Source organism: Neptunicella marina, assembly GCF_014270035.1.
GTDB classification, from domain to species: domain Bacteria; phylum Pseudomonadota; class Gammaproteobacteria; order Enterobacterales; family Alteromonadaceae; genus Neptunicella; species Neptunicella marina.
This window is the reverse complement of the sequence record NZ_JACNEP010000001.1, coordinates 487693-512424: the sequence shown is the minus strand read 5'-3', so window position 1 is coordinate 512424 and position 24732 is coordinate 487693. Positions and strand designations below refer to the sequence as shown.

The 24732-nt window shown below is 46.8% G+C and carries 23 protein-coding genes and 1 other annotated feature; of the genes, 8 read left to right on the top strand and 15 right to left on the bottom strand.

What is annotated here, in order from left to right:
- Positions 1-123: 123 nt before the first annotated feature.
- The 3 genes from H8B19_RS02370 to H8B19_RS02360 form a co-directional block, all read right to left on the bottom strand.
- Positions 124-678, bottom strand: a complete 555-nt coding sequence (locus H8B19_RS02370) for a YceI family protein (protein ID WP_186505166.1) — start codon at positions 676-678, stop codon at positions 124-126.
- Positions 675-1238 (bottom strand): cytochrome b, encoded by a 564-nt coding sequence (locus H8B19_RS02365; protein WP_186505165.1) that lies wholly within the window; start codon positions 1236-1238, stop codon positions 675-677. The genes H8B19_RS02370 and H8B19_RS02365 overlap by 4 nt, the downstream gene beginning before the upstream one ends.
- Positions 1239-1379: 141 nt before the next feature.
- A complete protein-coding gene (locus tag H8B19_RS02360) occupies positions 1380-2879 on the bottom strand; it encodes a DUF3612 domain-containing protein (RefSeq protein ID WP_186505164.1) in 1500 nt (499 codons plus the stop codon).
- 122 nt (positions 2880-3001) lie between these two features.
- Between H8B19_RS02360 and H8B19_RS02355 the strand changes: the two genes are divergently transcribed.
- The 3 genes from H8B19_RS02355 to H8B19_RS02345 all read left to right on the top strand — a co-directional run bounded on the left by H8B19_RS02355 (position 3002) and on the right by H8B19_RS02345 (position 7432).
- Entirely contained in the window at positions 3002-5194 is a 2193-nt protein-coding gene (locus H8B19_RS02355) for a malate synthase G (protein WP_186505163.1), read from the top strand.
- A 31-nt stretch (positions 5195-5225) separates the two neighbouring features.
- Positions 5226-6821, top strand: coding sequence for an isocitrate lyase (locus H8B19_RS02350; protein WP_186505162.1), 1596 nt, complete (start codon positions 5226-5228; stop codon positions 6819-6821).
- Between the two features lie 155 nt (positions 6822-6976).
- Positions 6977-7432 carry a hypothetical protein gene (locus H8B19_RS02345; RefSeq protein WP_186505161.1) on the top strand — a complete coding sequence of 152 codons (456 nt, stop codon included), beginning with the start codon at positions 6977-6979 and terminating at the stop codon, positions 7430-7432.
- Positions 7433-7501: 69 nt separating this feature from the next.
- Here H8B19_RS02345 and H8B19_RS02340 read toward each other — a convergent pair whose 3' ends face one another.
- Both H8B19_RS02340 and H8B19_RS02335 read right to left on the bottom strand, forming a co-directional pair.
- Positions 7502-9511: an alpha/beta hydrolase family protein gene (locus H8B19_RS02340; protein WP_186505160.1), complete on the bottom strand. Its 2010-nt coding sequence runs from the start codon at positions 9509-9511 to the stop codon at positions 7502-7504.
- 119 nt (positions 9512-9630) lie between these two features.
- Complete coding sequence (locus H8B19_RS02335) at positions 9631-10386, bottom strand: DUF6090 family protein (protein WP_186505159.1); 756 nt, start codon at positions 10384-10386, stop codon at positions 9631-9633.
- Between the two features lie 230 nt (positions 10387-10616).
- Here H8B19_RS02335 and H8B19_RS02330 point away from each other — a divergent pair, with 230 nt between their 5' ends.
- Positions 10617-11384, top strand: coding sequence for a hypothetical protein (locus H8B19_RS02330; protein ID WP_186505158.1), 768 nt, complete (start codon positions 10617-10619; stop codon positions 11382-11384).
- Between the two features lie 102 nt (positions 11385-11486).
- On the opposite strand, the gene H8B19_RS02325 is transcribed toward H8B19_RS02330, so the two are convergent.
- Entirely contained in the window at positions 11487-11876 is a 390-nt protein-coding gene (locus H8B19_RS02325) for a VOC family protein (RefSeq protein ID WP_186505157.1), read from the bottom strand.
- Positions 11877-11999: 123 nt separating this feature from the next.
- Between H8B19_RS02325 and H8B19_RS02320 the strand changes: the two genes are divergently transcribed.
- The 4 genes from H8B19_RS02320 (at position 12000) to H8B19_RS02305 (ending at position 16648) form a co-directional block, all read left to right on the top strand.
- On the top strand, positions 12000-12707 hold the full coding sequence (locus H8B19_RS02320; protein WP_186505156.1) for a helix-turn-helix transcriptional regulator: 708 nt from the start codon (positions 12000-12002) through the stop codon (positions 12705-12707).
- 187 nt (positions 12708-12894) lie between these two features.
- Positions 12895-13611, top strand: coding sequence for a DUF4336 domain-containing protein (locus H8B19_RS02315; protein WP_186505155.1), 717 nt, complete (start codon positions 12895-12897; stop codon positions 13609-13611).
- A gap of 365 nt (positions 13612-13976) precedes the next feature.
- Positions 13977-15251 carry an NAD(P)/FAD-dependent oxidoreductase gene (locus H8B19_RS02310; protein WP_186505154.1) on the top strand — a complete coding sequence of 425 codons (1275 nt, stop codon included), beginning with the start codon at positions 13977-13979 and terminating at the stop codon, positions 15249-15251.
- Positions 15252-16009: 758 nt separating this feature from the next.
- Positions 16010-16648, top strand: a complete 639-nt coding sequence (locus H8B19_RS02305; protein WP_186505153.1) for a hypothetical protein — start codon at positions 16010-16012, stop codon at positions 16646-16648.
- Between the two features lie 76 nt (positions 16649-16724).
- On the opposite strand, the gene hisIE is transcribed toward H8B19_RS02305, so the two are convergent.
- From hisIE to hisG, 9 genes are all read right to left on the bottom strand, one after another.
- Positions 16725-17342: a bifunctional phosphoribosyl-AMP cyclohydrolase/phosphoribosyl-ATP diphosphatase HisIE gene (gene hisIE, locus H8B19_RS02300; protein WP_186505152.1), complete on the bottom strand. Its 618-nt coding sequence runs from the start codon at positions 17340-17342 to the stop codon at positions 16725-16727.
- 77 nt (positions 17343-17419) lie between these two features.
- Complete coding sequence (locus H8B19_RS02295) at positions 17420-17764, bottom strand: four helix bundle protein (protein WP_186505151.1); 345 nt, start codon at positions 17762-17764, stop codon at positions 17420-17422.
- 138 nt (positions 17765-17902) lie between these two features.
- Positions 17903-18676: an imidazole glycerol phosphate synthase subunit HisF gene (gene hisF, locus H8B19_RS02290; RefSeq protein ID WP_186505150.1), complete on the bottom strand. Its 774-nt coding sequence runs from the start codon at positions 18674-18676 to the stop codon at positions 17903-17905.
- Positions 18676-19413: a 1-(5-phosphoribosyl)-5-[(5-phosphoribosylamino)methylideneamino]imidazole-4-carboxamide isomerase gene (hisA, locus tag H8B19_RS02285; protein ID WP_186505149.1), complete on the bottom strand. Its 738-nt coding sequence runs from the start codon at positions 19411-19413 to the stop codon at positions 18676-18678. The genes hisF and hisA overlap by 1 nt, the downstream gene beginning before the upstream one ends.
- Positions 19414-19427: 14 nt before the next feature.
- A complete protein-coding gene (hisH, locus tag H8B19_RS02280) occupies positions 19428-20018 on the bottom strand; it encodes an imidazole glycerol phosphate synthase subunit HisH (RefSeq protein ID WP_186505148.1) in 591 nt (196 codons plus the stop codon).
- The gene (gene hisB / locus H8B19_RS02275) at positions 20018-21088 is read right to left on the bottom strand and encodes a bifunctional histidinol-phosphatase/imidazoleglycerol-phosphate dehydratase HisB (protein WP_186505147.1); all 1071 of its coding nucleotides are present in this window, start codon (positions 21086-21088) and stop codon (positions 20018-20020) included. Before hisB ends, hisH begins: the two co-directional genes overlap by 1 nt.
- Complete coding sequence (gene hisC, locus H8B19_RS02270) at positions 21085-22191, bottom strand: histidinol-phosphate transaminase (protein WP_186505146.1); 1107 nt, start codon at positions 22189-22191, stop codon at positions 21085-21087. Before hisC ends, hisB begins: the two co-directional genes overlap by 4 nt.
- Positions 22188-23480, bottom strand: coding sequence for a histidinol dehydrogenase (hisD, locus tag H8B19_RS02265; protein ID WP_186505145.1), 1293 nt, complete (start codon positions 23478-23480; stop codon positions 22188-22190). The genes hisC and hisD overlap by 4 nt, the downstream gene beginning before the upstream one ends.
- A 16-nt stretch (positions 23481-23496) precedes the next feature.
- Positions 23497-24396, bottom strand: a complete 900-nt coding sequence (gene hisG, locus H8B19_RS02260) for an ATP phosphoribosyltransferase (RefSeq protein WP_186505144.1) — start codon at positions 24394-24396, stop codon at positions 23497-23499.
- 44 nt (positions 24397-24440) lie between these two features.
- Positions 24441-24560 (bottom strand) — a sequence feature (His leader region).
- Positions 24561-24732: the final 172 nt, after the last annotated feature.

Here is a 24732-nt window from a genome sequence, read left to right as displayed (position 1 = left end):
CTTATCCAAGATGGGTAAAACCGAAAACAAATCGATATCCCCATAAAAAGAAAAATGCCAGTCAGCTTAACTGACTGGCATTAGACTAGTGTCTCCCTTTTTAACTTGTTTTATCAGGCTTAATTATTGGCGAATGCCTTCCAAGACTAGGTTAAAATCAACGGTACCGAAATCCATCTTGGTGCCAAAGTCACCCATTTGAATACTGGTCGTGCCTTCAAAACCTGCACGGTAACCACCCCAGGGATCATCACCTTCACCAATTTTACTCACATCAATCTGAATTTCCTTGGTTACACCCAATAATGTCAGATTACCGGTGACAGTTAATTCACCATCACCCACTTCTTCAACTTTGGTGCTGACAAATTTTGCTGTGGCAAATTTATCCACATTCAAAAAGTCCGGACTGCTGATGTGTTTGTCACGTTTGGCGTGGTTACTATCGACACTGGTGGTATCGATATTAACGGTAATTTTTGACGCTTCAGGTTTGTCTGCATCCCAGCTGAACTGGCCATCAAATTTATTAAAACGACCCATTACATAGGAATAACCTAAGTGGCTGACTTTGAACTGGATAAATGCGTGAGCACCATCCGTATCGATTTTGTAATCAGCAGCAGTGGCTACTTGAGAGGCTGCCAACAACGCACTTGCTAATAAAAGTTTTTTCATTTTCCATCTCCGTTAGTTTCTTTGGCAGGTTTAAGCATTCTGCGCAAGGTTGTGTCTTTGTTTATAAAATGGTGTTTGAGGGCGGCCAGCGCATGTATCACGACCAATCCCATCAGTATATAGGCAGCCCAACGGTGAAAGTCACCACTGGTTGTGCCTTGATGATCAATTAATTCACCCATGGATGGCACAACAAACCAGTTGAAAACCTCAATGCCTCTGCCATCGGCAGTGGGAATAAGGTAACCACTAAAAAATATGCCAAACAACAACAGGTACATTGCTATATGTGCAATCACTGCAGATATTGTTTCCCATTTGGCGCCTGTTGCCGCTGGGGAAGGGTTTAGCTTACGCCAGACTAACCGTGCCACGGTAAGTATCACCAGTAAAATACCTATGCTGGTATGCCACAAGGGGGCGGTTTGGTAATACGGACTGTAATAGGTTAAGTCCACCATCCACCAGCCCAGAATAAACAGGCCAATAATCGCCACTGCACTGACCCAGTGGATTGAAATACTGATCCAACCAAAACTGGATTGAGAGTTACGTAGCATTTTATTTTCCTTATATTCAATCAGGACAAGTTTGTCCGCTAAACCTTGTTGGTAAGAATAAGGGGTTAATTGATTAAATAAAATGGCTATTTTTCGATAATAACAATCTAAATTCTCGACCAATTAATTGGATATTCCGGTTTATCCGGCATAGCAGCTGGGCACTCTAGGACAAACTGCGCCTCGAGAGCAAATCAGGCGTGCCTCTTTTTCAATGCCGCGCTCAATCCAGTTTATGTTTAAAATTTTGGCAACGCGCACAAAATCTTTTTTTAGTGAGGTTGGGATAGCTGCCTGACCTCCGCCCTGAATACACACTGCCTTTAACTCGTTGGCAATTTCTAATGCGGGTTTGCCCTGTGCTTCAAACGCTGGGTTGAGGTCAATGCCTGCACATAACACATGCGACTCACCGGTGGTGTCTTGCACATTAATGGATTCGCAGCAGTAAAGTCTGGCTTCGCCATTGACGTTCATAATCGAAATTTGCGATGAGCTGCCTTTAGCCGGGTTATCAATCATGCGAAACACGGCCCAGTGCTGACAGGGGTCATCCACATTACGCATATTGCCCCAGGGCAGCGGAATACCATTGCCACGGTACACCGCTTTTAATTTGCCTGGCGCATAGGCATCAAAATAGTGCCAGTGAGCATAAGGTGATACTGCCGTCATACGCCGCATGGCCACCGATTCAGACACATCCACCAGTTTATTGACGTTAATTTCATAACCGTTACGATCGAGAATCTGGCGAAATGGCACTTTGGGGCACAGCAGTGCGCCGGCAAAAAAACTGCACTCAAAATCACGCCATGCCTGCAAAATGTCCTGCGATTCCACTACCGAATTATGATGTCGTTCATTTGGCGCGTTATTACGTCCGGCAACCAGAATATTTTTTAAGCCGTCCTTGTCGTGCAACATGCAGTGACCAATATGCACCGCTAAATTGTATTTCAGGCGGGTAGGGTGCTGCTTCATGCATTCGTTAATATACAAATTATTCGGCGGCATAAAAAACGAAGTCACCAGCTGATTGGGTGTGATGTTGGCCTCCAGCAAAATCTCGTCAGGCGTTTTGCGGAACCATTTTATTTGCAACCCTAGCTGGCGGGTAATATCAATAATGTCATCTAACGATAGAGGCAAACGTTTAAGGCCGACTTCTTCGGCAGCCCGTTCCAAATCAGGGAAGTGATTTTGATGATGTTCCTGATGTGCGCGGATCAGTAACTGAGCAAACTGACGGCCACTGGTACCGGTTTGCGAGAGCATTTCCGGGATGGCGATTTGTAAAATTTCATTGGAAAATAAAAAGTTTGGCTCCAGTGCCATGCCACTGATGCCACCACGACTGCCTTTGTCCGGCACAATGTCCGGGCTATCCGGTACATCATCTAAAAACCAGTGAATATCCTTTTGAAACACATCTGCAATCACCTGCAGCATGTCTTCACTTGGCACCCGTTTACCCCGTTCAATCATGGATAAATATGATACAGACGGCGCGTATTCTGCATTGTGTTTAATGCAGCGTGACGACAAATCTTCCATGGTCAGGTTATTACGTTTACGCAAATTACGAATTTTGGTGCCAAGGAAATGGGCTTTGCGCATCAGGCTTTTGTTTATTTTCATTTTGTAAAATTAACATTGTGAAATTTTAATTGTGAAATTCTAGTTAATTTTTCACTAGTATACAAATCGAGCGATGAAAAAATGCTCAATGGAAGAATAAACAACCCAAAGCAGGTATCGATATGACCATTGCCCTACAACAAAAAAGTCTGATTAATGAAAACTTTTACCAGTTTATTAATCAGCAGGTCTTACCCCTGACCTCACTTAATCCGTCGGTATTCTGGGCTGGTCTGCATAATTTGGTGGAAGAGCTGGCACCGCAAAATCGTGCCCTGTTGCATCGACGCGATCAGCTGCAACAGCAAATTGACGACTGGCATCAAAGCCATCGTGATAATAAATGGAACGCCGAGGCCTACAAAGCGTTTTTACAACAGATTGGCTATTTGGTGGAGCAGGGTGAGGATTTTCAGATTGAAACCACCAACGTGGACGATGAAATTGCGCGTTTAAGTGGTCCTCAATTAGTGGTACCACTCAAAAATGCACGTTTTACCCTGAATGCTGCCAATGCACGCTGGGGCAGTTTGTACGATGCATTGTATGCCAGCGATGTTATCCCGCATCAGGATGGATTAAAACCCGGACGTCAGCATAATCCCGCACGGGCACGCCATGTCATTGCTTACGCAAAAACCTTTTTGGATAGCCATTTTGCCCTTGAACATGGTTCGCATCAGGATGTGGTCAGTTATGTGGTGTATTTCCAGCATCTGATGGCATTTTTCGCCGATGGTAGTCACAGCGGACTCAAATCGCCGCAACAGTTTGTGGCTTATCAGGGCGCTAAAGCACAACCTGAAACCTTGTTACTTAAGCATCACGGGCTGCATGTTGAGCTGCAAATAAACCCACAAGGTGACATAGGTAAAACCGATTTAGCCGGCATTGATGATATTCAGTTAGAGGCAGCACTGACCACCATTGCCGATGGAGAAGATTCGGTGGCTGCGATTGATGCCGAAGACAAAATTGAGGTTTATCAAAACTGGCTGGGTTTAATGCAGGGCACGCTAAGTTGTGAGCTGGATAAAAACGGTAAAACCCAGTGGCGCAAACTGAATGCCGACCGCTGTTATACCGCGCAGGATGGCAGTGATTATCGCTTATCTGGCCGCGCCTTACTGTTAGTGCGCAATGTTGGTCATTTGATGGACTGCGATTTAATGCAGGACCAAGCTGGCAATTTTGTACCCGAGGGCATTATGGATGCAGTAGTCACTGCATTGATTGGCTCACTGGATATCAACACGCCTTCCGATAAAGCCAACAGCCGCAGTGGCAGTATTTACATCGTTAAGCCCAAAATGCACGGACCGGAAGAAGTCGCCTTTACCGACCTGTTATTCAGTCGTACCGAAGATTTACTCGAACTGCCACGCAACACCCTCAAGCTTGGCATTATGGATGAAGAGCGTCGTACCAGCCTTAATTTAAAAGCCTGTATTCGTGAAGCTAAACAACGGGTGGTGTTTATCAATACCGGCTTTTTAGACCGTACTGGTGATGAAATTCACACCAGCATGCAGGCCGGCGCTTTTTTACCGAAAGCACTGATTAAGCAACAGCCCTGGTTTGCTGCCTATGAAAATAACAATGTTGATGTGGCGCTGGCCTGTGGTTTTGCCGGTAAAGCGCAAATTGGTAAAGGTATGTGGGCGATGCCGGATGAAATGGCGCGTATGCTGGACGAAAAAATCGGACATCCACAAGCCGGTGCATCTACCGCTTGGGTGCCGTCACCCAGCGCCGCGACCTTGCATGCCATGCATTACCACCAAATCGATGTGCAAGCCGTGCAACAACAACTTGCCAGCCGCGGAGAAGGTGATGGGGCTAAAAATCAGCAGGCATTATTAACCATTCCTTTGCTGCCAGCGGACGCAGAGCTTAGTCCCAGCGAAATAGAAAGTGAACTGGAAAACAATATTCAGGGCATTCTTGGTTACGTGGTGCGCTGGATTGAGCTAGGCATTGGTTGTTCCAAAGTGCCGGATATCCAGCAAACCCAGCTGATGGAAGACCGTGCCACGCTGCGTATTTCCAGTCAGCACATTGCCAACTGGCTGGAACATCAGATTTGCACGCCATTACAGGTTGAGCTGATTTTACAACGCATGGCGCAGGTGGTGGATGAGCAGAATCGTCATACCGCTGGTTATCAGCCAATGAGCACTAATCTGGAGCAAAGTCAGGCGTATCAGGCGGCCAAAGCGCTGATATTTGCTGGTGCCGCGCAGCCCAGTGGTTATACCGAACCCTTATTACACCATTACCGACATCTGGCTAAACAAGCCGACCCTATTTTTTAAAAACAGATTATTAATATAAGAGGACTACCCTATGCAAACTTACAATTCCACTATCGATGACGCCCAGCGCTGTCTGGACAAACAACATAACTGGACTGGCATCAGTGCTGAGTACATCGCACGTATGCGTCTGCAAAACCGCTTTAATACCGGACTGGATATTGCCCGTTATACCGCCGGCATTATGCGCCGTGATATGGCGGCCTATGATAACGACCCGGCTAATTACACCCAGTCGTTAGGCGTATGGCATGGTTTTATCGGCCAGCAAAAAATGATCTCGGTCAAAAAACACTTTGGTGAAACCAAAGGCCGTTATTTGTATTTATCCGGCTGGATGGTGGCAGCAATGCGTTCCGACTTTGGGCCGCTGCCAGATCAATCTATGCACGAGAAAACCTCAGTGCCAGCATTAATTGAAGAGCTATATACCTTCTTAAAACAGGCTGATGCACGTGAATTGCAGCAACTGTTCCGTGATATGGACGCAGCACGCGACAGCGGTGATCAGGTACGTGCCATGGCAATTCAAAACCAGATTGATCAGTTCCAGACCCACGTGGTACCCATTATTGCCGATATCGATGCCGGTTTTGGCAACGAGGAAGCCACCTATTTACTGGCGAAAAAGATGATCGAAGCCGGGGCTTGTTGTATTCAGATTGAAAACCAGGTATCCGATGCCAAACAGTGTGGCCATCAGGACGGTAAAGTGACCGTGCCACACGAAGACTTTTTAGCCAAAATTAAAGCCGTTCGTTACGCCTTTATGGAGCTGGGGGTAGAAGAGGGCGTTATCGTTGCGCGCACCGATTCTCTGGGTGCTGGTTTAACCCAAAAAATCCCGGTATCCATGCAGGCCGGTGATTTAGCCGAGCAATATAATGCCTTTATCGATGGCGAGAAAATTAGCAATCTGTCTGAGCTAAACAGCGGCGATATGTTGATTAAGCAAGGCGACGACTATATTCGTCCTACCCGTTTACCCAATGGTCTGGTGCGCTTTAAAGCCAATACCGGTGAAGATCGTGTGGTGCTGGATTGTATTACGTCCTTGCAACAAGGTGCTGATTTATTGTGGATTGAAACCGAAAAACCGCATATTGGCCAGATTGCCGGCATGGTTAACCGAATCCGTGAAGTGGTGCCGGATGCCAAGCTGGTTTACAACAACAGCCCGTCATTTAACTGGACATTGAACTTCCGTCAGCAGGTGTTTGATAGCTGGCAGGAACAAGGTAAAGATACCAGCGGCTATCAGCGCGATAACCTGATGCAGGCGCAATATGACGAAACCGAACTGGCATTAGAAGCTGACCAAAAGATCCAGCGCTTCCAGCGTGACGCGGCCAAAGAAGCGGGTATTTTCCATCACCTGATTACGTTGCCAACCTACCATACAGCGGCATTATCCACCGATAATCTGGCAAAAGATTATTTTGGTGATATGGGCATGCTGGCTTATGTGGATAAGGTTCAGCGTCAGGAAATTCGCCAGCAACTGGCCTGTGTAAAACACCAGAATATGTCCGGCTCGGATATTGGTGATGAACACAAAGAGTATTTCTCTGGTACCCAGGCACTTAAAGCGGGTGGTAAAGATAACACTATGAACCAGTTTGCTTAAACTGGCACTTGAGGAGAGTAAAAAGGCGCATTAAGCGCCTTTTTTATTGCTGATTTGAGCGAGTATTTTAATTAGGCTCATGTTCATTCTTTATTCAGTAAGGTCGTTGTAATAAGGTAGTGTGTATCATCACTAATCAACTAAAGGACTTCACAATGAAAAAAACAATGACGTTATTTTTACTGATGTTAAGCGCATTGAGTCTGCATGCCAATGCAACACAATGCCCAGAGGGTAAACACAGTATCCAGCAATCTGCGTTGAAAGACTTGCCGCTGGCGCAAAGGTTAATAAATAGTGATGCCTGCTTTGTTAATAGCAATCAAGGTGAATTGGTACCATCCGTGGATGCGGTGAATGATGTGATGAAAGCATATTTTAATGCCGATCATCAGCGTAAACTGACGCCGCAGGCAGCTATGGCGATGTTAGCTACCTTAACTCAGCAATATGATATTGCACTTAGCAACAACTGTTCTGTACCGGGCTACGAGAAAGCTTTTCCTGCTTGTGCTCAACAATTGGCGCTAACGTTTAAATTGCCAAGCGCTATATCCATTGATGGTATATCATATGTTCATATGTCACTGGAGCAGTTTATCCAATTGTAACTCTGCAGTATGAATTAAAACTAAAAAGGCGCGTTAAGCGCCTTTTTTGCTGATGGAAATGAGCAAGCCTTATTGCTTTTTACCCACTATGTCGATAGCCGGTAAGTCTTCGGTCAGCGGCAAGCCTAACACCTGAGAGTAAAAATAAAGCTCAGCGTTAAGCGCGGTGATGATGTTTTCCGATTTTCTGAAACCATGGCCTTCGCCTTCAAACGGAATATAAGCAGTCGGAATGCCTTTGGCTTTTAGCGCATCAAATATCATTTGTGACTGATTAGGTGGCACCACTTTGTCATCCAAACCTTGCAGCAATAACAGCGGCGCGTTAAAGCCATCCAGATGATGAATGGGCGAGCGGTCGATGTATAAATCTTTGCGCTCAGGATAGGGGCCAATTAATTGATCGAGATAACGCGATTCAAATTTATGCGTATCACCCGCCAGCGCTTCGATATCACTGATGCCGTAATAACTGGCACCGGCTTTAAATACATCGCTGGTGGCAAGTGCTGCAAGGGTGGTGTAGCCGCCTGCACTGCCGCCGCGGATGATCAGTTTATCCGGATCTGCTAAGTGCTGTTCGCCCAGCCATTTGGCGCCCGCAATGGCGTCCTGTACATCGGCAATGCCCCATTCACCATATAGAGCCTTACGGTATTCGCGGCCATAACCTGTGCTACCGCGATAATTCACATCCAAAATAGCAAAGCCGCGACTGGTCCAGTAGTATTTGCTCACCGAATAAGTGGGAGATGAGTTGCCCGTTGGGCCACCGTGGATCATCACAATCAGTGGTGGCGCTGAATTTTTAGGTGCTGCTACATCAGGATTAGTGGGTGGGAAATAAGTACCGTAGGCAGTCGCGTTATCATTAACCGGAAAGCTCACCTCGCGGGTAGCGGGGATCCAGCTTGGATCCAGGCTCTTGTCTTTGGTTTTTCTCAGCACACTGATTTTGCGGTTAGCAATATCGGTTACTGCCACCAGTTCGGCCGGACGGGTTTTGGGATCCTGAATAATAAACAGGTCGTTATCGCTATCAACAAAACCACCCAGAGAGGCGCTATCCGGTGTTATGGATTGCATCTTCTTGCTTGTAGGGTTTAGCAAATACAACTGGCTAACTGCACCCTGGGTGATCTCAGCGATAATCGAACCATCATCACGCACATGATAATAATGTTTACCTACCGACCATTCTGGCCCACCCAATTCAGTGTTGTCTGGCTGAGTCACGGCCAAAGTAAAGTCGGAACCGCTAACCTGATACAAAGACCACCAGTTATTGCGATCGCTAATCGCATACAAGTTACCCTGTGCATCCCATTGCGGATCCATGACTGATTCCTGAGTATTCGGATTATGCTCAGTTAACTGGCTAAGCTTGCCATCAGCATCAAAATTAGCAGACCACAGCGTGGTATTGTCCCACGGCATATTCGGATGATTCCAGCTAACAAAAGCAACGGATTTACCATCGGGCGACAATCCGGCTGCTGAGACAAAACTGCTGCCTTCAAATAAGACTTCACCTTCCGACATACTATTGGCAGGCACACTCACTAGGGTATTTTTCGGCTCTTTTAAGGCGCGGTGATCTTCACGAATACAAATCAGGCGATCTCTTGGTACATCCAGTTCACAGGCGCCAAAACGAATTTTATCGTCCGGGGTAATCGCTTTAGGTTCTTCACCAATTGGCATGCGATACAGGCGTTGGTCTTTAAAGTTGGTAAACCAGATCACATCGTTATGCACCAGCATTGAACGCCCGCCATATTCATGTACGCGGGTTCTGGCATTCCATGGTGCGGCTAATACTTCCTCTGCTTTGGAACCTTCCTTCCAACGCATTATGGTATTGCGGCCTTGTTCTTCAGGGCGCGATTCCACCCAATATACATAGCCATTATCATAAGTCAGCGTGGATAAACCACGGCTGCCTTCTACGATGGAAGCGGCAGAAATAGGTGACGGCCAACCGCCGTATTCGATGGTTTTGGTCATAGTTTTGGTGTCCGGGGTTTGTGGCTGGCATGCCGTTATTAGCACAACCAGCGGAATCAACAGATAGCGCATGGAAATATCCCTTTATAATCAATAAATGGAAAGTGAGAATTCAGCTACTGTAGCGCGAATATATGTTGATGGCTATGTATAGCCAAACAGGTAAGGTGACTTATGGTTTGCTTGTTAAATTAACCAGCCTGATGCTGCTGAATACGCTGGATCAAACTTTGGGTATTTTTTCTTATATTGTGCAGATATTCATTCTGCACGCTGGTTATCCAGATGGAATTTTTAAGCATACCTTGTAGCTGCGGCGTGTTGGCAATCAGGCTATCCAGTTGTTGCCATGAGATTTGATCAAGCATGCCAATGCCATATTGGCTATAGGTGTCTATCAGTTTGCTGTACAGGGGATCATGAAACCTGGTTTCGGTCTCCATCCATTGCTGGGCAAGGTTATAGTGTTTTCTGAGCAATTCGGGGAGTTCGGGATCCTGAGTTAAAGTGAAATCACCACCGAAGGTCAATTTTGAGTAGGTGCGTTTTTCCATATCAAAACCGGACACGCGCATCGAAAAATACAGGGCATCAGACGCTACTTTCGGCTCAATCAGCTTAGGTTTGTTGTAGTCAGCATGCTTTTCAAAGTCATCCGGGTATTGGTCAGGTATTTGCCAGTTTATCGCGCGCTTAAGCATCGTGGCATCAGCAGAGTAGCGCATTCTGGTAAAATACAGCACGCTGTCAATTTCTAGCAGGTCGGCGTTTAAATCTTCCACCAGCTCTTGCAGTAACTTTTCTTCGCGTTGCTGTTCCAGTCTGTTTTGGTTCCAGTTTGATACCTGCAAACCAATAAACACACCAATTACTACAATTAAAAAATCCAGAAAAACCGCCAGCCAGTTTTGCTGTTTTATATGGTGAGTAATCCTGAGCAGTCGCATGGGTAAATCCTTTTGCCAATGAGCATAGTGATGATGGGGTGCTAACTGCAAAACAGCATTCCTGTGTTGAACCTACAATGATCATTTTAAACAAGCAAACTTTTTAAAAATTAACCAGATAACACTTAAAGTCATAAAACATTGCGCGTATTCTGAGCAATAATGCGAATACAGCAACATTGAATGAGTGCGATATTCGCTCTGTATGCTGCAAGGATAAGGAATTCATCATGATACTTAGGCGACTTAGCCATCATCTAAAACAACAAAACTGGTTTGCAGTGTTGCTCGACTTCATCATTGTTGTAGCCGGTGTGTTTATTGGTGTGCAAGTATCCCATTGGCAGGAAGTCGATAATCAAAAAGCCCTGTATGAAGATGCCTTTAAACGCGCTACCGCAGAGTTAGTCAGCAATATTGAGCACATTCAAAAAGTGCAAAATTATTACCGTGAACGTCTGCCAAAAGTGCAAACGGCTATTTCAGCATTACGCAGTTGTGGCCAGGAGGGAGGTGATCACACCACGGTGGAAGCAACCTTTCCACTCATCATGAATTACAGCCGAATTTTTCTCTCAGCAAGAGATGTGGATCTTTTGCTAAACAACGACGATTTTCTTGCCTTTCAGCCCAGTGAATTGCGTAAAGGCTTGTTGGATATATCCATGTATCTGCATTTTTATGACAACGAACTGGCGCAAAAAATGGAAGAAGGTTACTCGACTGACTTTTTAAAGGTGCTAAAAACGGGCCCATTGGTAGGTTCGCCTGATGACAATATACAAGCGATAAAAAACGGCACGCCCGGTAGCCCGGAACTTGTCAGAAAACACACCTTAGGGGTGCCAATAACCGAAGCCTGCAAAATGGATGTACTGCTGCGAAAGTATTATTCATGGGAAGAAGCGGTGTATTTTCAAATTGTGGTTAGTCAGCGGGTGGTGGAGTATTTGCGGGAAAGATTGGCGTTTTTGAAAACCTATTCTGAAAAAGGGTAAGTGCAACGTAACGTGTTTCCCAGCTGATTCAAAAACAAACATCCCCGCACATCGTTATTACAAGTGTAATGCGCGGGGAAGATAAAACTATTAGGTAGCTAACTATGCTTCTACCATGCAGAAGGCATTAAGTTTGTTGCCATCCAGATCTCTAAAGTAGCCGGCATAAAAGCCTGAGGTTGCGTTTTCGGGCCTGAATCCGGGTTTACCTTCACAGGTGCCACCCAGCTCAAGGGCTTTGTTATAGAACGCATTCACCTGCTCGGGAGTCTCGAGCGCGATCGCCACCATGGTACCATTACCCACGCTGGCTGGTTTTTTATCAAAGGGAAGGGTGACACCAAAAGAGCATTCGCCAGGGGACTTTGCCCACGCAATAAAATAGTCAGCTTCTTCCATAAATCGGGTAACACCTATAGTGCCAAGCAGTGCATCGTAGAATTCTCCTGAACGGTTTAAGTCAGCGGTACCCACTAATACATATCCAATCATTTTTAGTCTCCTGTTGGTTGATAATGATGGCGTTTTTGATCTTAGTGATTGACTCCTGACAATAGGTGTCAGTAGTGTTTGCATAGACTCAAAATATCACGCTTAAGACAGGTCAAAATCCTTATGCGCAAAGCCGACAGACTCAATGATATTGTGCATTACTTGCGCAGAATGCACCGCGCAGTCACGGCCGACGTATTGGCACAAACCTACGAAGTCAGCGAGAGAACGATTTACCGCGATATACAGGACTTGAAAGACTCGGGCGTACCAATCGTCGGCGAGGCCGGTGTGGGTTATCTCATAGATAAAACCTACCATCTGCCACCAATTATGTTCGACGCCGACGAGATAGAAGCAATTGCCCTGGGCATTGGCATGGTCAGCAACTGGACCGATGAAAAATTTGCCGAAAAAGCGCAAAGTGCCTATCGAAAAATTCAGGCGACTTTATCCGCTCCCATGATTCAGGAACTGGAGCAGATCAGTCTGTTCTCAGCGCCGAGTCGCTATAAAATTCCCTGGCAGGTCAACTTCACCGAAGTGCGGGAATGTATTCGGCGCAAGCAGTTTGTAGACATAGCCTACCTGGATTTGAACGAGCAATTGACCGAACGTACGATAAGGCCACTGGCTCTGATTTCCTTTAGCCCAATCTGGTTGTTAGCCGGATGGTGCGAGTTAAGAGGGGCGTTTAGAAACTTTCGTTTAGATAGAATTTCTAGTTTTACCCCCAGAAATGAGCGTTTCAGACATGAAAAAGACAAAAGTCTGGCGACTTATCTGGAAATGGTTAAGGAAGAGGAAAAAGAATCTCAGTCCAGTCAGTAATGCGATGGCGATAACTGGCTACAATTGATGCGATTCGCGCAGAAGCTGCATCCTGTTACTGCAGCCATAGAAGTACTTTGGGTGAATGTTCTGTAATTGGGGGGGAAGACAGGTTTGTTGCTCAGTGTTTTGCGCCGCTGATCCATTGAGTCTGACCTCTATTTTGGAAAGTGGACGACTGCAAACAATGAACGATTTATATAAGTATCAAAAGAATGCGATTTGGATTAAGGAGTATCCTATTCGCTACGCTGGTACAAAATTTAATTCCAGAATGACGATAGTGCGCCTGACAAATAGCAATCTGATGATTCATTCACCTTGCGACATAGATGAGCCCACAAAAGCTTCGATCAATAAGCTGGGCAAAGTTGAATTCATTATTGCTCCCAGTAATTTTCATTATTTCTATATTAGTTCAGCGCAGGAAGCGTTTCCTGATGCCGAAACACTTATCTGTCCAGGAGTAGAAATCAAAATCCCGAACATAAAATTTAACTGGTTTCTGGGGGACCAGCCAGATCCACGCTTGATACAAGACTTTGAGCAGGTTCTGGTTCGTGGCAGCAAATATATGTGGGAAATTGCTTTTTTTCATAAAAAGACCCGAACACTCATTTTGGTGGATTTAATAGAGAATTTTACCGATAAAACAGCAGGCGTGAGCTGGTCGTTAAAATTCTGGTGGAAGGCCATTTTCCATATGTGGGCAAATCCAAAACCTGCTCCAGAATATCAGTTTGGGTGGAAAGATAAAAAATCTGCTTGTGGTTCTCTAAACAGAATTCTTCAATGGGATTTTGATAAAATTATTGTTTCTCACGGTGATTTGATTGAAGAGAACGCAAAGAAAGTCGCATCACTATCGTGGCGACGGATTTTGAAATGCCATAGAAAAGCATAATAAGGCCAAAAGCACATTGCACAGGATGCCCTACACTAAGTTTTGCCCGCGGGTATTGGGAGCGTTACTGACAGTCCCATAACGTCGGGTAGCTGGCGATTAATTCTGTAAAAAGTTAATGAGGTTGTTAAAGGTTACTTAATATTTTCCCCATCGACTTTTTTGCTTAATTTGCTCTGCAAAACGTAACAAATATTTTACATCTGGCTTTGTATAAAAAATATTCGAAATTTCTACTTCCATAATTATTATTTTAGTATTAACTTAATTAAATTAAATCTTAATTAAAGTTTTTCTTAATTATCTGCCAGTCGTTGTTTTTTCTTGTTAAAGGGCTTGTAGATACTTGATATGCAGAGGCTGTTATGAAAAGAACGGTAGTAGTAGGAGCAGGTTTAGGTGGTATGTCGGTAGTATATGAGCTGAGAGAAAAATTACCTAAAGACCATGAAGTATTATTAATAGGTGAAAGTAACGAGTTTCATTTTATCCCGTCTAACCCCTGGGTGGCGTTGGGAGAGCGAACACGTGAGCAGGTGATTCTTGATTTAACGCCTTATGCTAAAAAATACAAAATCCCGTTTAACCCATCGGGTGTGACCGCGATTGATGCCAAAGCACAGCAATTAACTACAGGTGATGGTCAAACCATTGATTATGATTATCTGGTACTTAGCACGGGACCGAGACTGGCCTTTGAAACCGTACCGGGGGCCGGGCCAGAAAATGGCTTCACTCAGTCTATTTGCACCGTTGATCACGCAGTTAAAGCGTATGAAACCTATCAGCAACTGCTGGAAAACCCAGGTCCGGTATTGGTGGGCGCCATGCAGGGCGCCAGTTGTTTTGGTCCAGCGTATGAATATGTATTAACCCTTGAGCATTTATTACGTAAGAAAAAAATTCGCGACCGTGTCCCGATTACGTTTGTTACCTCTGAACCTTATGTTGGCCATATGGGGCTGGGGGGAGTCGGAGACTCCAAAGCATTGATGGAACATGAGTTTCGTGATCGCGGTATTAAATGGATTTGCAATGCCAGAGTTACCGAATTTACTGATGGTAATGCCAGTATTGAGGAGCTGGATCGCAAAGGAGAAGTGGAGTTTAGCCATCAGTTACCTTTTTCACTGGCAATGTTTTTACCTTCATTTAAAGGCTCAGAAGCAGTGGCAGCCGTGCCGGATTTATGCAATCCCAAAGGGTTTGTTATTACCAATGAGTTTCAACAGAATCCTACTTATCCGTCTGTTTTTGCCGCCGGTGTCTGCGTGGCACTGGCGCCGCTTGAGCAAACACCTGTTCCGGTGGGCGTGCCAAAAACCGGTTTTATGATTGAATCAATGACAACGGCCATTGTGGAAAATATTCTCAGCCTGGAAAAAGGCGAGGAGATGAAAACCAGGCCAACACTCAATGCTATTTGTCTGGCCGATATGGGCGATAAGGGCGCGGCATTTGTGGCGTTACCGCAGAACCCGCCACGCAATACCAACTGGACATCAATGGGCAAATGGGTGCATATCGCTAAAATCGCGTTTGAAAAATACTTTATGTACAAGGTTAAACATGGCACCAGCGAGCCAATTTACGAGAAGTATGTATTAGGGGCAGTGGGGATCCACCGAACTAAGGAATAATATTGTTTTTTGATAAAAAACGAAACTGGTGGTGGTAAGTTAAAGCCACCACCGGATGGCCGTATGATCAATTAGAGACTAATCATCTCTGATGTTTTCACGCCCTTCCCGGGGGCGCGACCCTGTTTGGATTTGAAAGCTATCCATGGCTTTTTTCGTGCGACATCCATGTCGCCCAAGCCCCTTTTGGAGACACCCAAAAGGGGCGAAAAAGTGTTTTGCTCCACTTACTTTTTTAACGTCAAAACCCAACTGTCTTTAATTCGAAACGGCCAAAGGCAGCTATCCCTGCAAAGCGTTGGCCTTGGCCGAACGTCCTGTTCGGCCATTCGAAAGCCAGCTTGGTTTTGCCTAAAAGTCAGAGTCGCGATTAGCCAAACTCTGTTTGGCTGCTGTCGCGGTGATGGCTGACAGTGTTGGTTTTCCTAGTCAGCCAGCGGCTGACTTCATTCCCCATTCACTGTGTCCAATTTTACATTCAGATAGCAAGCGCCAGACGAGGCAGGGATGCCGAGTCAGTCGCAACAGAAGGGATGTGGATTTGCGACGCTGGCGGTTTGCCTGAATTGAAAATTGAACAGGCACAGTGCGGGGTGCCGTGGGGTTCTTAGGGGGCTGCGGCAGCACAGCCCCCTGAGTTGCAGTCGCCAATGCGACGCCATATTATAAGTTTTGGATTAAGTTTCAGATTTAACGTTACACTGACTCCAGCTATTCCCTAATACAGTATTGTTTTTAATTTTTATCAAGGTCTTTGCATGGATATACAGACATTGCGCTCAAACCTAAAATTTTCAGTCCAAATGTCATGGCGAAGATACAAACTTTATGGTGTTTTGGCGGCTGTGGTTATTATTCATCAGTGCTATTTATCGCTGCCTTGTTATGTATCTTATTTTGGGGTTAGTTGTTGGTCGAATGATACATTTGAACAGGGATATGCGATTTTTCTCAGTCTTTTAGGCTTTATACTGATTACATTCTCTATTAACGGGGCTCTTCGCATAACTCATGACATGAATTTAGGTGAATATTTTAAAAGTAAAACTCCACCAAACCCTTTTCGTGAAATTAAACCATGGGCTGTCATTGATAATGCCGCAATTACAGTTTCTAAGCCTCGGTTTGATGCAGTTGCTACAACCAATAAAGAGCCTGAAACTGTAGAAGACCTCCATAACATACTGAAACAGCATAACAGAGTATTTAAGAATATGGTTGAGGTAAGTGAAAAGCGGATAAACGAGCGAATAGAAAGTTTGAGGAAAGAGTTGTCGCCAAAGACTAGTGCTGCTCTAAATGATATTCAGAAACTTAAAACGGTCGTAATCACTTCAATAGATGGACAGTTAGTCGGCTCTATCCTAGTTTTGTACTCTGCATTTATAAATATGTAGTGCCCTATTTCGGTTCCATGCGTATTTCCCAATTCATTTAAAAAAATGACGGCCTTAAAAAAGGCCGTCACTCAAATTACTTGTGCCTCTCCTTCAATACCCCAACCACATCCTTTAGGGATAAATCACTGGCTTGTAGCAATACAATCAGGTGATACAGCAAATCGGCAGATTCGTTTTTTAACTCTTCCAAATCTTTAACCGTGGCAGCCAGGGCGGTTTCTACCCCTTCCTCACCAACTTTCTGCGCAATGCGTTTAATGCCTTTGGCATACAGGCTGGCGGTGTAGCTGCTGCTGGCGTCGGCGCCTTTGCGACTGGCGATCACTTGCTCAAGCCCGGCAATAAAACTCAGCTCTGGGGTAATCGCATCGGGCCAGCAGGTCGGCGTGCCTTTATGGCAAGTAGGGCCGTGGGGGATGGCCATAGCTAAAATCGCGTCTTTATCGCAATCGGCGCTGATTTGAACCAGCTCCAGCACGTTGCCCGATTCTTCGCCCTTGGTCCATAAACGCTGTTTGGAGCGGCTGTAAAAGGTCACGTTGCCAGTGGCTAAGGTTTTTTCCAGTGCTGCCACATTCATATAACCCTGCATTTGCAGTGCGCCGCTGGTGGCGTGTTGAACCATGCAGGGGATCAGCCCGTCCATTTTATCCCAGGCTAATTCGGCGATATTGTCTTTGTTAATGATCATAAGGTTCCTTTTTAGCTACGAGTCGCGAGCGGCGAGTTTCGGGCTAAGTGCCACTGTGCCTGTATGCGAGTCACTAGCTAGTTAGTATTTAGTTTTCTCATTAGTGCGCCAAGCATTTTGGCGATCTCTTCTATTTCTATAATTAATGCTTTGGCATCCACTACGGGTAAATAACCTATGTCGCGTGCTAGCATTAATTGGGTTTTTAGTTCACCTGCCGAACCTTTGGCGATAGATAAAAACCTGAATTTTTCTTTATCAGTAAAACGTTCCCAGCCTTCGGCAATATTGCTTGGTACTGATAACGCACTGCGGGTAATTTGATCTTTAAATCCAAAGTCGCGGTTGTCCCGAAACGCCAGATAAATTGTTTTAGTTAAAGCGTAACTGCGTTGCCATACATCCAGATTTTCATATTGCATAAAAACTCGAGTGTCGATCTGTGAGCACGAAGTATAGCTTCGGCTCACAGCGGCTTTTTCTCGTAACTCGAAACTCGCGGCGCGTTGCTGATTTCTTTTGCTCGCAACTCGCAACTCGCTACTCGTAGCTCATCACTATCAAGCCCGTATTGCCACGCCTTCACTGCGCAGGTATGCCTTCAATTCCTGCATATCAATAATGCCTTTATGGAATACCGAGGCGGCCAGTGCGCCGTCTACGTCGGCTTGTTGAAAAACTTCACTGAAATCAGCCATTTTTCCGGCGCCGCCGGAGGCAATCAGTGGCACATTGCAGGCTGCGCGTACTTTGGCTAACTGTTCAATATCGTAACCCTGACGCACGCCGTCCTGATTCATGCAGTTAAGTACAATCTCGCCTGCGCCGCGTTGTTGCACTTCTTTTACCCAGTCCAGCGTTTGCCATTTGGTCACTACCGTGCGGCTTTCATCGCCGGTAAACTGATTGACCTGATACTGGCCGGTTTGCTCGTTAAAATAACTGTCGATGCCCACCACCACACACTGCTGGCCGTATTGGTCGTGCAATTGAGTAATCAGCTCGGGATTAGTTAATGCTGGGGAATTGACCGAGATTTTATCCGCGCCCATTTCCAGAATGCGCCCGGCATCTTCCACCGATTTAATGCCGCCTGCCACACAAAAGGGGATATCAATCACCTCGGCAATACGGCTGACCCAGCTTTTATCCACCACCCGCGCATCGCTGGAGGCGGTGATATCGTAAAACACCAGCTCATCGGCGCCGGCTTTGGCGTATTGCGCCGCCAGCGGCACTATGTCGCCAATAATTTCATGGTTACGGAATTTTACCCCTTTCACCACTTTGCCATCTTTTACATCCAGACAAGGGATGATACGTCGTGCCAGCATTAGCGCGCCTCCCAGTTTTGAATGGCTTGTTCGAGGGTGAATTTACCTTCGAGCAAGGCGCGACCTAAAATTACGCCCGCGACCTTAGTCGGTTTAAGTGCGTTAATATCCTCCAGCGAGCCAATGCCGCCGGATGCCTGCCAACCGACCGACGGGAATTGTTCAGTCATTTGTGCATACAGCTCGGCGTTGGCGCCTTTTAGCGTGCCGTCACGGCTGATATCGGTACACAGCACGTGTCTGGCACCCACCTCTAAAAAGTCGCTTAACAGCGCTTCCAAGCCTACACCGCTATCCTGCTGCCAGCCGTGGGTGGCAATCATTTTATTGCCGTTGGCATCTATGTTGACATCCAGTGCCAGCACAATTTTGTCGGCGCCGTATTGGGTAAACCAGCTTTTTACCAGTTCGGGTTGTTTAACCGCTACCGAACCAATTACCACGCGGCTGACGCCGGTTTCGAGCAATTGCTCAACGTCGGCCTGACTGCGAATACCGCCGCCGGCCTGAAACTGCATTTTGCCGGTGGCGACCATCTCGCCAATCAGTTTAAGCTGGCGTTTGTCGGTATCTTTAGCGCCGGTTAAATCTACGATATGTAACCAGCTGGCGCCCGCTGCGGCGTATTGGTTTACCACCTCAACCGGGTCGAGCTGGTATTCGGTTTTTTGGCCGTAGTCGCCCTGATACAGGCGTACTACTTTGCCTTCAATTAAATCTATTGCAGGTATGATCATGCTAATGCGCTGCCTCAGGTATTTTGAATAAAGTTAGCCAGCAATCTGGCACCCGCTTCGCTGGAACGCTCGGGGTGAAACTGCACGCCGTAATAATTGCCTTGGCCAATACTGGCGGAAAACGGCTGGCCGTATTCACAACTGGCCAGTGTCACCTCACTTACCGGCGCGGCAAAGCCGTGCACAAAATAGAAGTAACTACCTGCGGCTATGCCTTCAAATAGTGAATTATTGTTTACTGGCGTGATTTGGTTCCAACCCATATGTGGTAGGCGCAGGCCATCGGCCAGCATTTTATTGACCTTGGTGGGAATAACACCCAAGCAGTCGGTATTGCCTTCATCGGAGAATTTGGTCATCAGCTGCATGCCCAAACAAATACCCAGCGTTGGCTGAGTGAGTTTTGCCACCACCTCAACCAAGCCTTTTTGTTTGATTTGGCTCATGGCCGCATTGGCCGAACCGACGCCGGGTAAAAATACCTTGTCGGCGGCCTGAATTTGCGCGGCGTTATCCGATACCGCCACTTGGTAGCCTAGGCGTTCAATGGCAAAACGCACCGAGGAAATATTGGCGCAGCCGGTATTAACTATCACCAGCTCCATCACAGCGCTCCCTTGCTGGAGGGCAGTTCATCACCTTGTTTGCTAATGGCCTGACGCAGTGCGCGGCCAAACACTTTAAACAGGCTTTCTACCTGATGGTGGGCGTTGCCCTCGGTGGTGGATAAGTGCAGCGAAATGCCCATGCTGTCGGATAAGCTGCGGAAAAAGTGCGGCACCATTTGTACCGACATTTCACCCACGCGCTCCTGAGTAAATTCGGCATCGAATTTCAGCCATGGGCGAGCAGAAATATCCAGCACACATTCAGCCTTGCATTCATCCATCGGCAGCGCAAAACCAAAACGGCCAATACCGCGTTTGTTGCCCAGTGCCTGACGCAGTGCATCGCCCAGTGCCAGTGCGGTATCTTCCACGCTGTGGTGATCGTCGATGTGCAGATCACCATCGACGTTCACCGTCATATTAAACCCGCCGTGGGTGGCGATTTGGTCAAGCATATGGTCAAAAAAGCCCAGGCCGGTGCTGATGCTGGATTTAGCGTTATTGTCCAAATCCACTTTTACCAGAATATCGGTTTCCGAAGTTTTACGGTGCACGCTGGCGGTGCGGTTTTGTCCGGTTAATTGTTTTTTAATCGCTGGCCAGTTAAAGCCATCGCGGCTGTATAAAATGCCCTGAATGCCCATATTCTCAGCCAGTTGCATATCGGTCTGGCGATCGCCAATCACAAACGAGCGCGCAAAATCCACCTTGCCTTGTTGCAGGTAATCTTTGACTAATCCGAGCTTGGGCTTGCGGCAACTACAGTTGTCGCTGTCAAAGTGCGGGCAAATCAGCACATCGTCAAACACAATGCCCTGACTTTGGAACAGCTGCATCATTTTGTTGTGCGGCGCATCAAAATCCGCCTGCGGGAAGCTGTCGGTACCCAGACCATCCTGATTCGATACCATCACCAAACGAAAACCCGCTTGTTGCAGTTTAAGCAGTACCGGGATCACGGCTGGTTCAAACACCAGTTTTTCCAGTGAGTCGAGTTGTTTGTCGATGGCGGGCTCTTCGACTAAGGTGCCGTCGCGGTCGATAAATAAAATGGCTTGCTGGCTCATGATGCGGTTTGCTCCGGGGTAAAAAATTGTTGAATGAGTTCAATTAAACGCTGGTTTTGTGAGGGATTACCAATGCTGATGCGCAGGCAGTTATCCAGCGCCAGTTGTCTGGACTGGTCACGAATAATCAGGCCGTTTTTAACCAGATAATCCATCAGCGCTTGTTTGGCTGGCGTACGGAATAAAATAAAGTTGGCGGCAGTATCACCCACCAGTTCAATCTGACTGATTTTACCAAGCTCAATACTCAGCGCGGTTTTCTCATCATTCAGCACACTGACTTGTTGCTGCATCTGGCTAATGCCAGCGCTGCTTAGTGCCTGTTTGGCGATTTGCGCCACCGGGTCGGGCACCGGATAGGGGGCGATAACTTTTAGTAGCGCTTGAATTACCGCGTTATCAGCCAGGGTAAAACCACAGCGAATACCGGCTAATGCAAAGGCTTTGGATAAGGTGCGCAGCACCACTAAATTGGGGTATTGCGCCAGTTTGCCTGCCCAGCTGGCCTGCTGGCTAAATTCAAAATAGGCTTCATCCACCACCACCAGTGCGTTACCGGCAAAAGTGTCCAGTACCTGAGTGAGCTGCTGCCCGGCCACATCGGTGCCGGTGGGGTTGTTCGGCGAGCAGATAAACACCAGCTTCACCTTATCTTTAAAGCTGTTGATGGCGCTGATATCCAGTGAGAAATCGGCTTTTAGCGGGGCTTTTTCCACGCCCACATTAAAGGTTTCAGCGCTGATGGCGTACATGCCGTAAGTCGGCGGGCAGATTAAAATCTTGTCTTGCCCCGGTGTGCAAAAGGCACGGATTAACAGCTCGATGCCTTCATCGGCGCCGCGTGAGCAAATCACCTGATCCTTGTTGACGCCAGCATAACTGGCGTAGGCGTTGATTACCGATGCTGGCTGGCAATCCGGGTAGCGGTTTAAACGCTCGCAATTAAGGTTGTACTCATTGGCAAAGGGCGATTCATTGGCGTTTAACCAGCCCGGTTGTTCGGCCAAATCGTCACTTTTAAATAAACGCCGCGCCGATTGATAGGGCTGTAGCGCTTTAAGGTTTTCAATTAATAATTTATCGACTAACTGCTGGGCGCTCATTTAAGGCTCTCCAATCGAATACTAACGGCGTTGGCGTGGGCATCCAGACCTTCCGCGTTGGCCAGTGACACAATCGCCGGGCCAATAGTTTGAATACCGGTGACAGATAATTCCTGCACAGTGTAACGGCGCACAAAATCCATCACCCCTAACGAGGAATAATTACGCGCATAACCATAAGTGGGTAGCACGTGGTTGGTGCCACTGGCGTAATCACCAGCGGATTCGGGCGACCAGGGGCCAACAAATACCGAACCGGCATTGGTCACGTTATCCAGCGTGGCGCGCGCATTCTCGGTTTGAATAATCAAATGTTCCGGCGCATAACGGTTAGAAACTGCAACCGATTGCTCAAGGGAGTCGGTTAAAATATAACGGCTATTGGCCATGGCTTGGGCTGCGATGTCGCGGCGATTTAGCTTAGCCAGTTGGCGTTCCACAGCCTGTTTCACCAGCTCGATGTTAGCTGCACTGTTACACACCAAAATCGCCTGTGAATCGCTGCCGTGTTCGGCTTGTGACAATAAATCTGAGGCGACAAATTCCGCATTGGCGTTGCCATCGGCAATCACTAATACCTCAGATGGTCCTGCCGGCATATCAATGGCTGCGCCCTGGGCAGACTGGCTAACCTGCTGTTTGGCCTCGGTCACATAGCTGTTTCCCGGGCCAAAAATTTTATCGACCCTGGCAATCGACTGGGTACCAAAGGCCATGGCGGCAATCGCTTGTGCACCACCGACCAGATAAATCTCGTTAATGCCACACAGTTTGGCGGCGTAACGAATTTCTGCGGCGATTTGGCCGTTTTTGCCACAAGGCGTGCATAGCACTTTGCGCTGACATCCTGCAACTTGTGCCGATACACCCAGCATTAACACAGTTGAGGGCAGCGGTGCGGTGCCACCGGGAATATATAAACCCACCGCCGCAATGGGCGCGTGTTTAAGTTCACACACTACACCGGACGCGGTTTCAATGCGGGTATCGCTAGGCTTTTGCGCTTCATGAAAACGGCGAATATTGGCATAGGCCAGTTCAATCGCGGCTTTTACCTCGCCGGTTAATTGCTGTTCGGCGTTATCCAGTTCGCTTTGTGCCAGTGCCAGCGAATCGAGTGTCACGCCATCAAACCTGGCGCTAAATTCAAGCAGGGCGCTGTCGCCATCGTTTCTGACTTTAGAGATGATCTCCGTCACCGTCTGACTTAACTGGCGGTTATCTTTTAACGCCGGTCGTGCCAGCAGGGTTTGTTGCTCATCGCTGCTTAGTTGTGACCAGATTTGCATGCTGAATATCTCCGCCTCAGCCCATCATCTTTTCAATCGGCATCACCAGAATCGAGCTGCAACCCAGTGCTTTGAGTTTTTCCATGGTTTCCCAGAACAGGGTTTCGGTGCAGACCACGTGAATGGCCACTGTATTGTCGTTATTCGCCAGCGGTAAAAGGGTTGGGTTTTCCGCCCCCGGTAACAGTGCCTGTACTTCTTTAAGTTTGTCTTTTGGCGCGTGCAGCATAATGTATTTGCTTTCTTTGGCCTGCATTACGCCAGCGATGCGTGGCATCAGTTTATCCACTAATGCTTGTTTGGCCGCCGGTAATTCGCCTGAACGTTGAATCAATACCGCAGTGGAGCGGAAAATTTCCTGTACTTCACGCAGACCATTGGCTTCGAGCGTAGCACCGGTAGAGACTAAATCGCAGATGGCGTCGGCTAATCCGGCACGTGGTGCTACTTCCACCGAGCCGTTTAACATCACCGCGCTGGCATCAACATTGTTTTGTTTAAAATAACGCTCCAGCAAATAAGGGTAGGTGGTGGCAATCGATTTACCGTTAAAATCCTGCACTGACTGGTAGTTAAATTCGTTAGGCACGGCGATGGATAAACGACAGCCACCAAAATCGAGTTTGGTTAGCTCTTTGTAGCTGGCGTTGCGGTTGGTCGCCTGGCGTTCGAGCATTTTTTCTTCCAGTTCGTTTTCGCCAATAAAACCCAGATCAACCACGCCATCCATCACCAAACCGGGAATGTCGTCATCACGTACACGCAATAAATCAATTGGCAGGTTGGTCGAATGAGCAATCAACAAACGGTCACGGATAGATAATTTAACGCCTATGGCTTTTAACAACTCCATGCTGCCATCGCATAAACGCCCGGATTTTTGTACCGCTATTCTGAGTCTGGTTGTATCTGTCATTGCTGTATGTCGCCTTTGTTGAAATCTAAAAAGTATAAACCTGAAATAAAAAACCCCCGGTAGTCACCTACCGGGGGTTTAGTTATAAAACTGTTCCTCTGGAAGGTGGCTACAGACCTTCCAGCACGAACCTGAAAGGTTATGCTATATGATGGTGATGATGTACTGCTTTCAGGTTAGTTAAAATCATTTGACTGCTCTTCGTTCAATCGAGGCTCTAAACTAACCAAAGTTGTAATTTAATGCAACGCATAAATATTGAAAACGTAAGAATTTCTAACCAAATCACTATGCTGTTTGATTTTAACTTATATTTTTGTTGGATAGTAATATTCC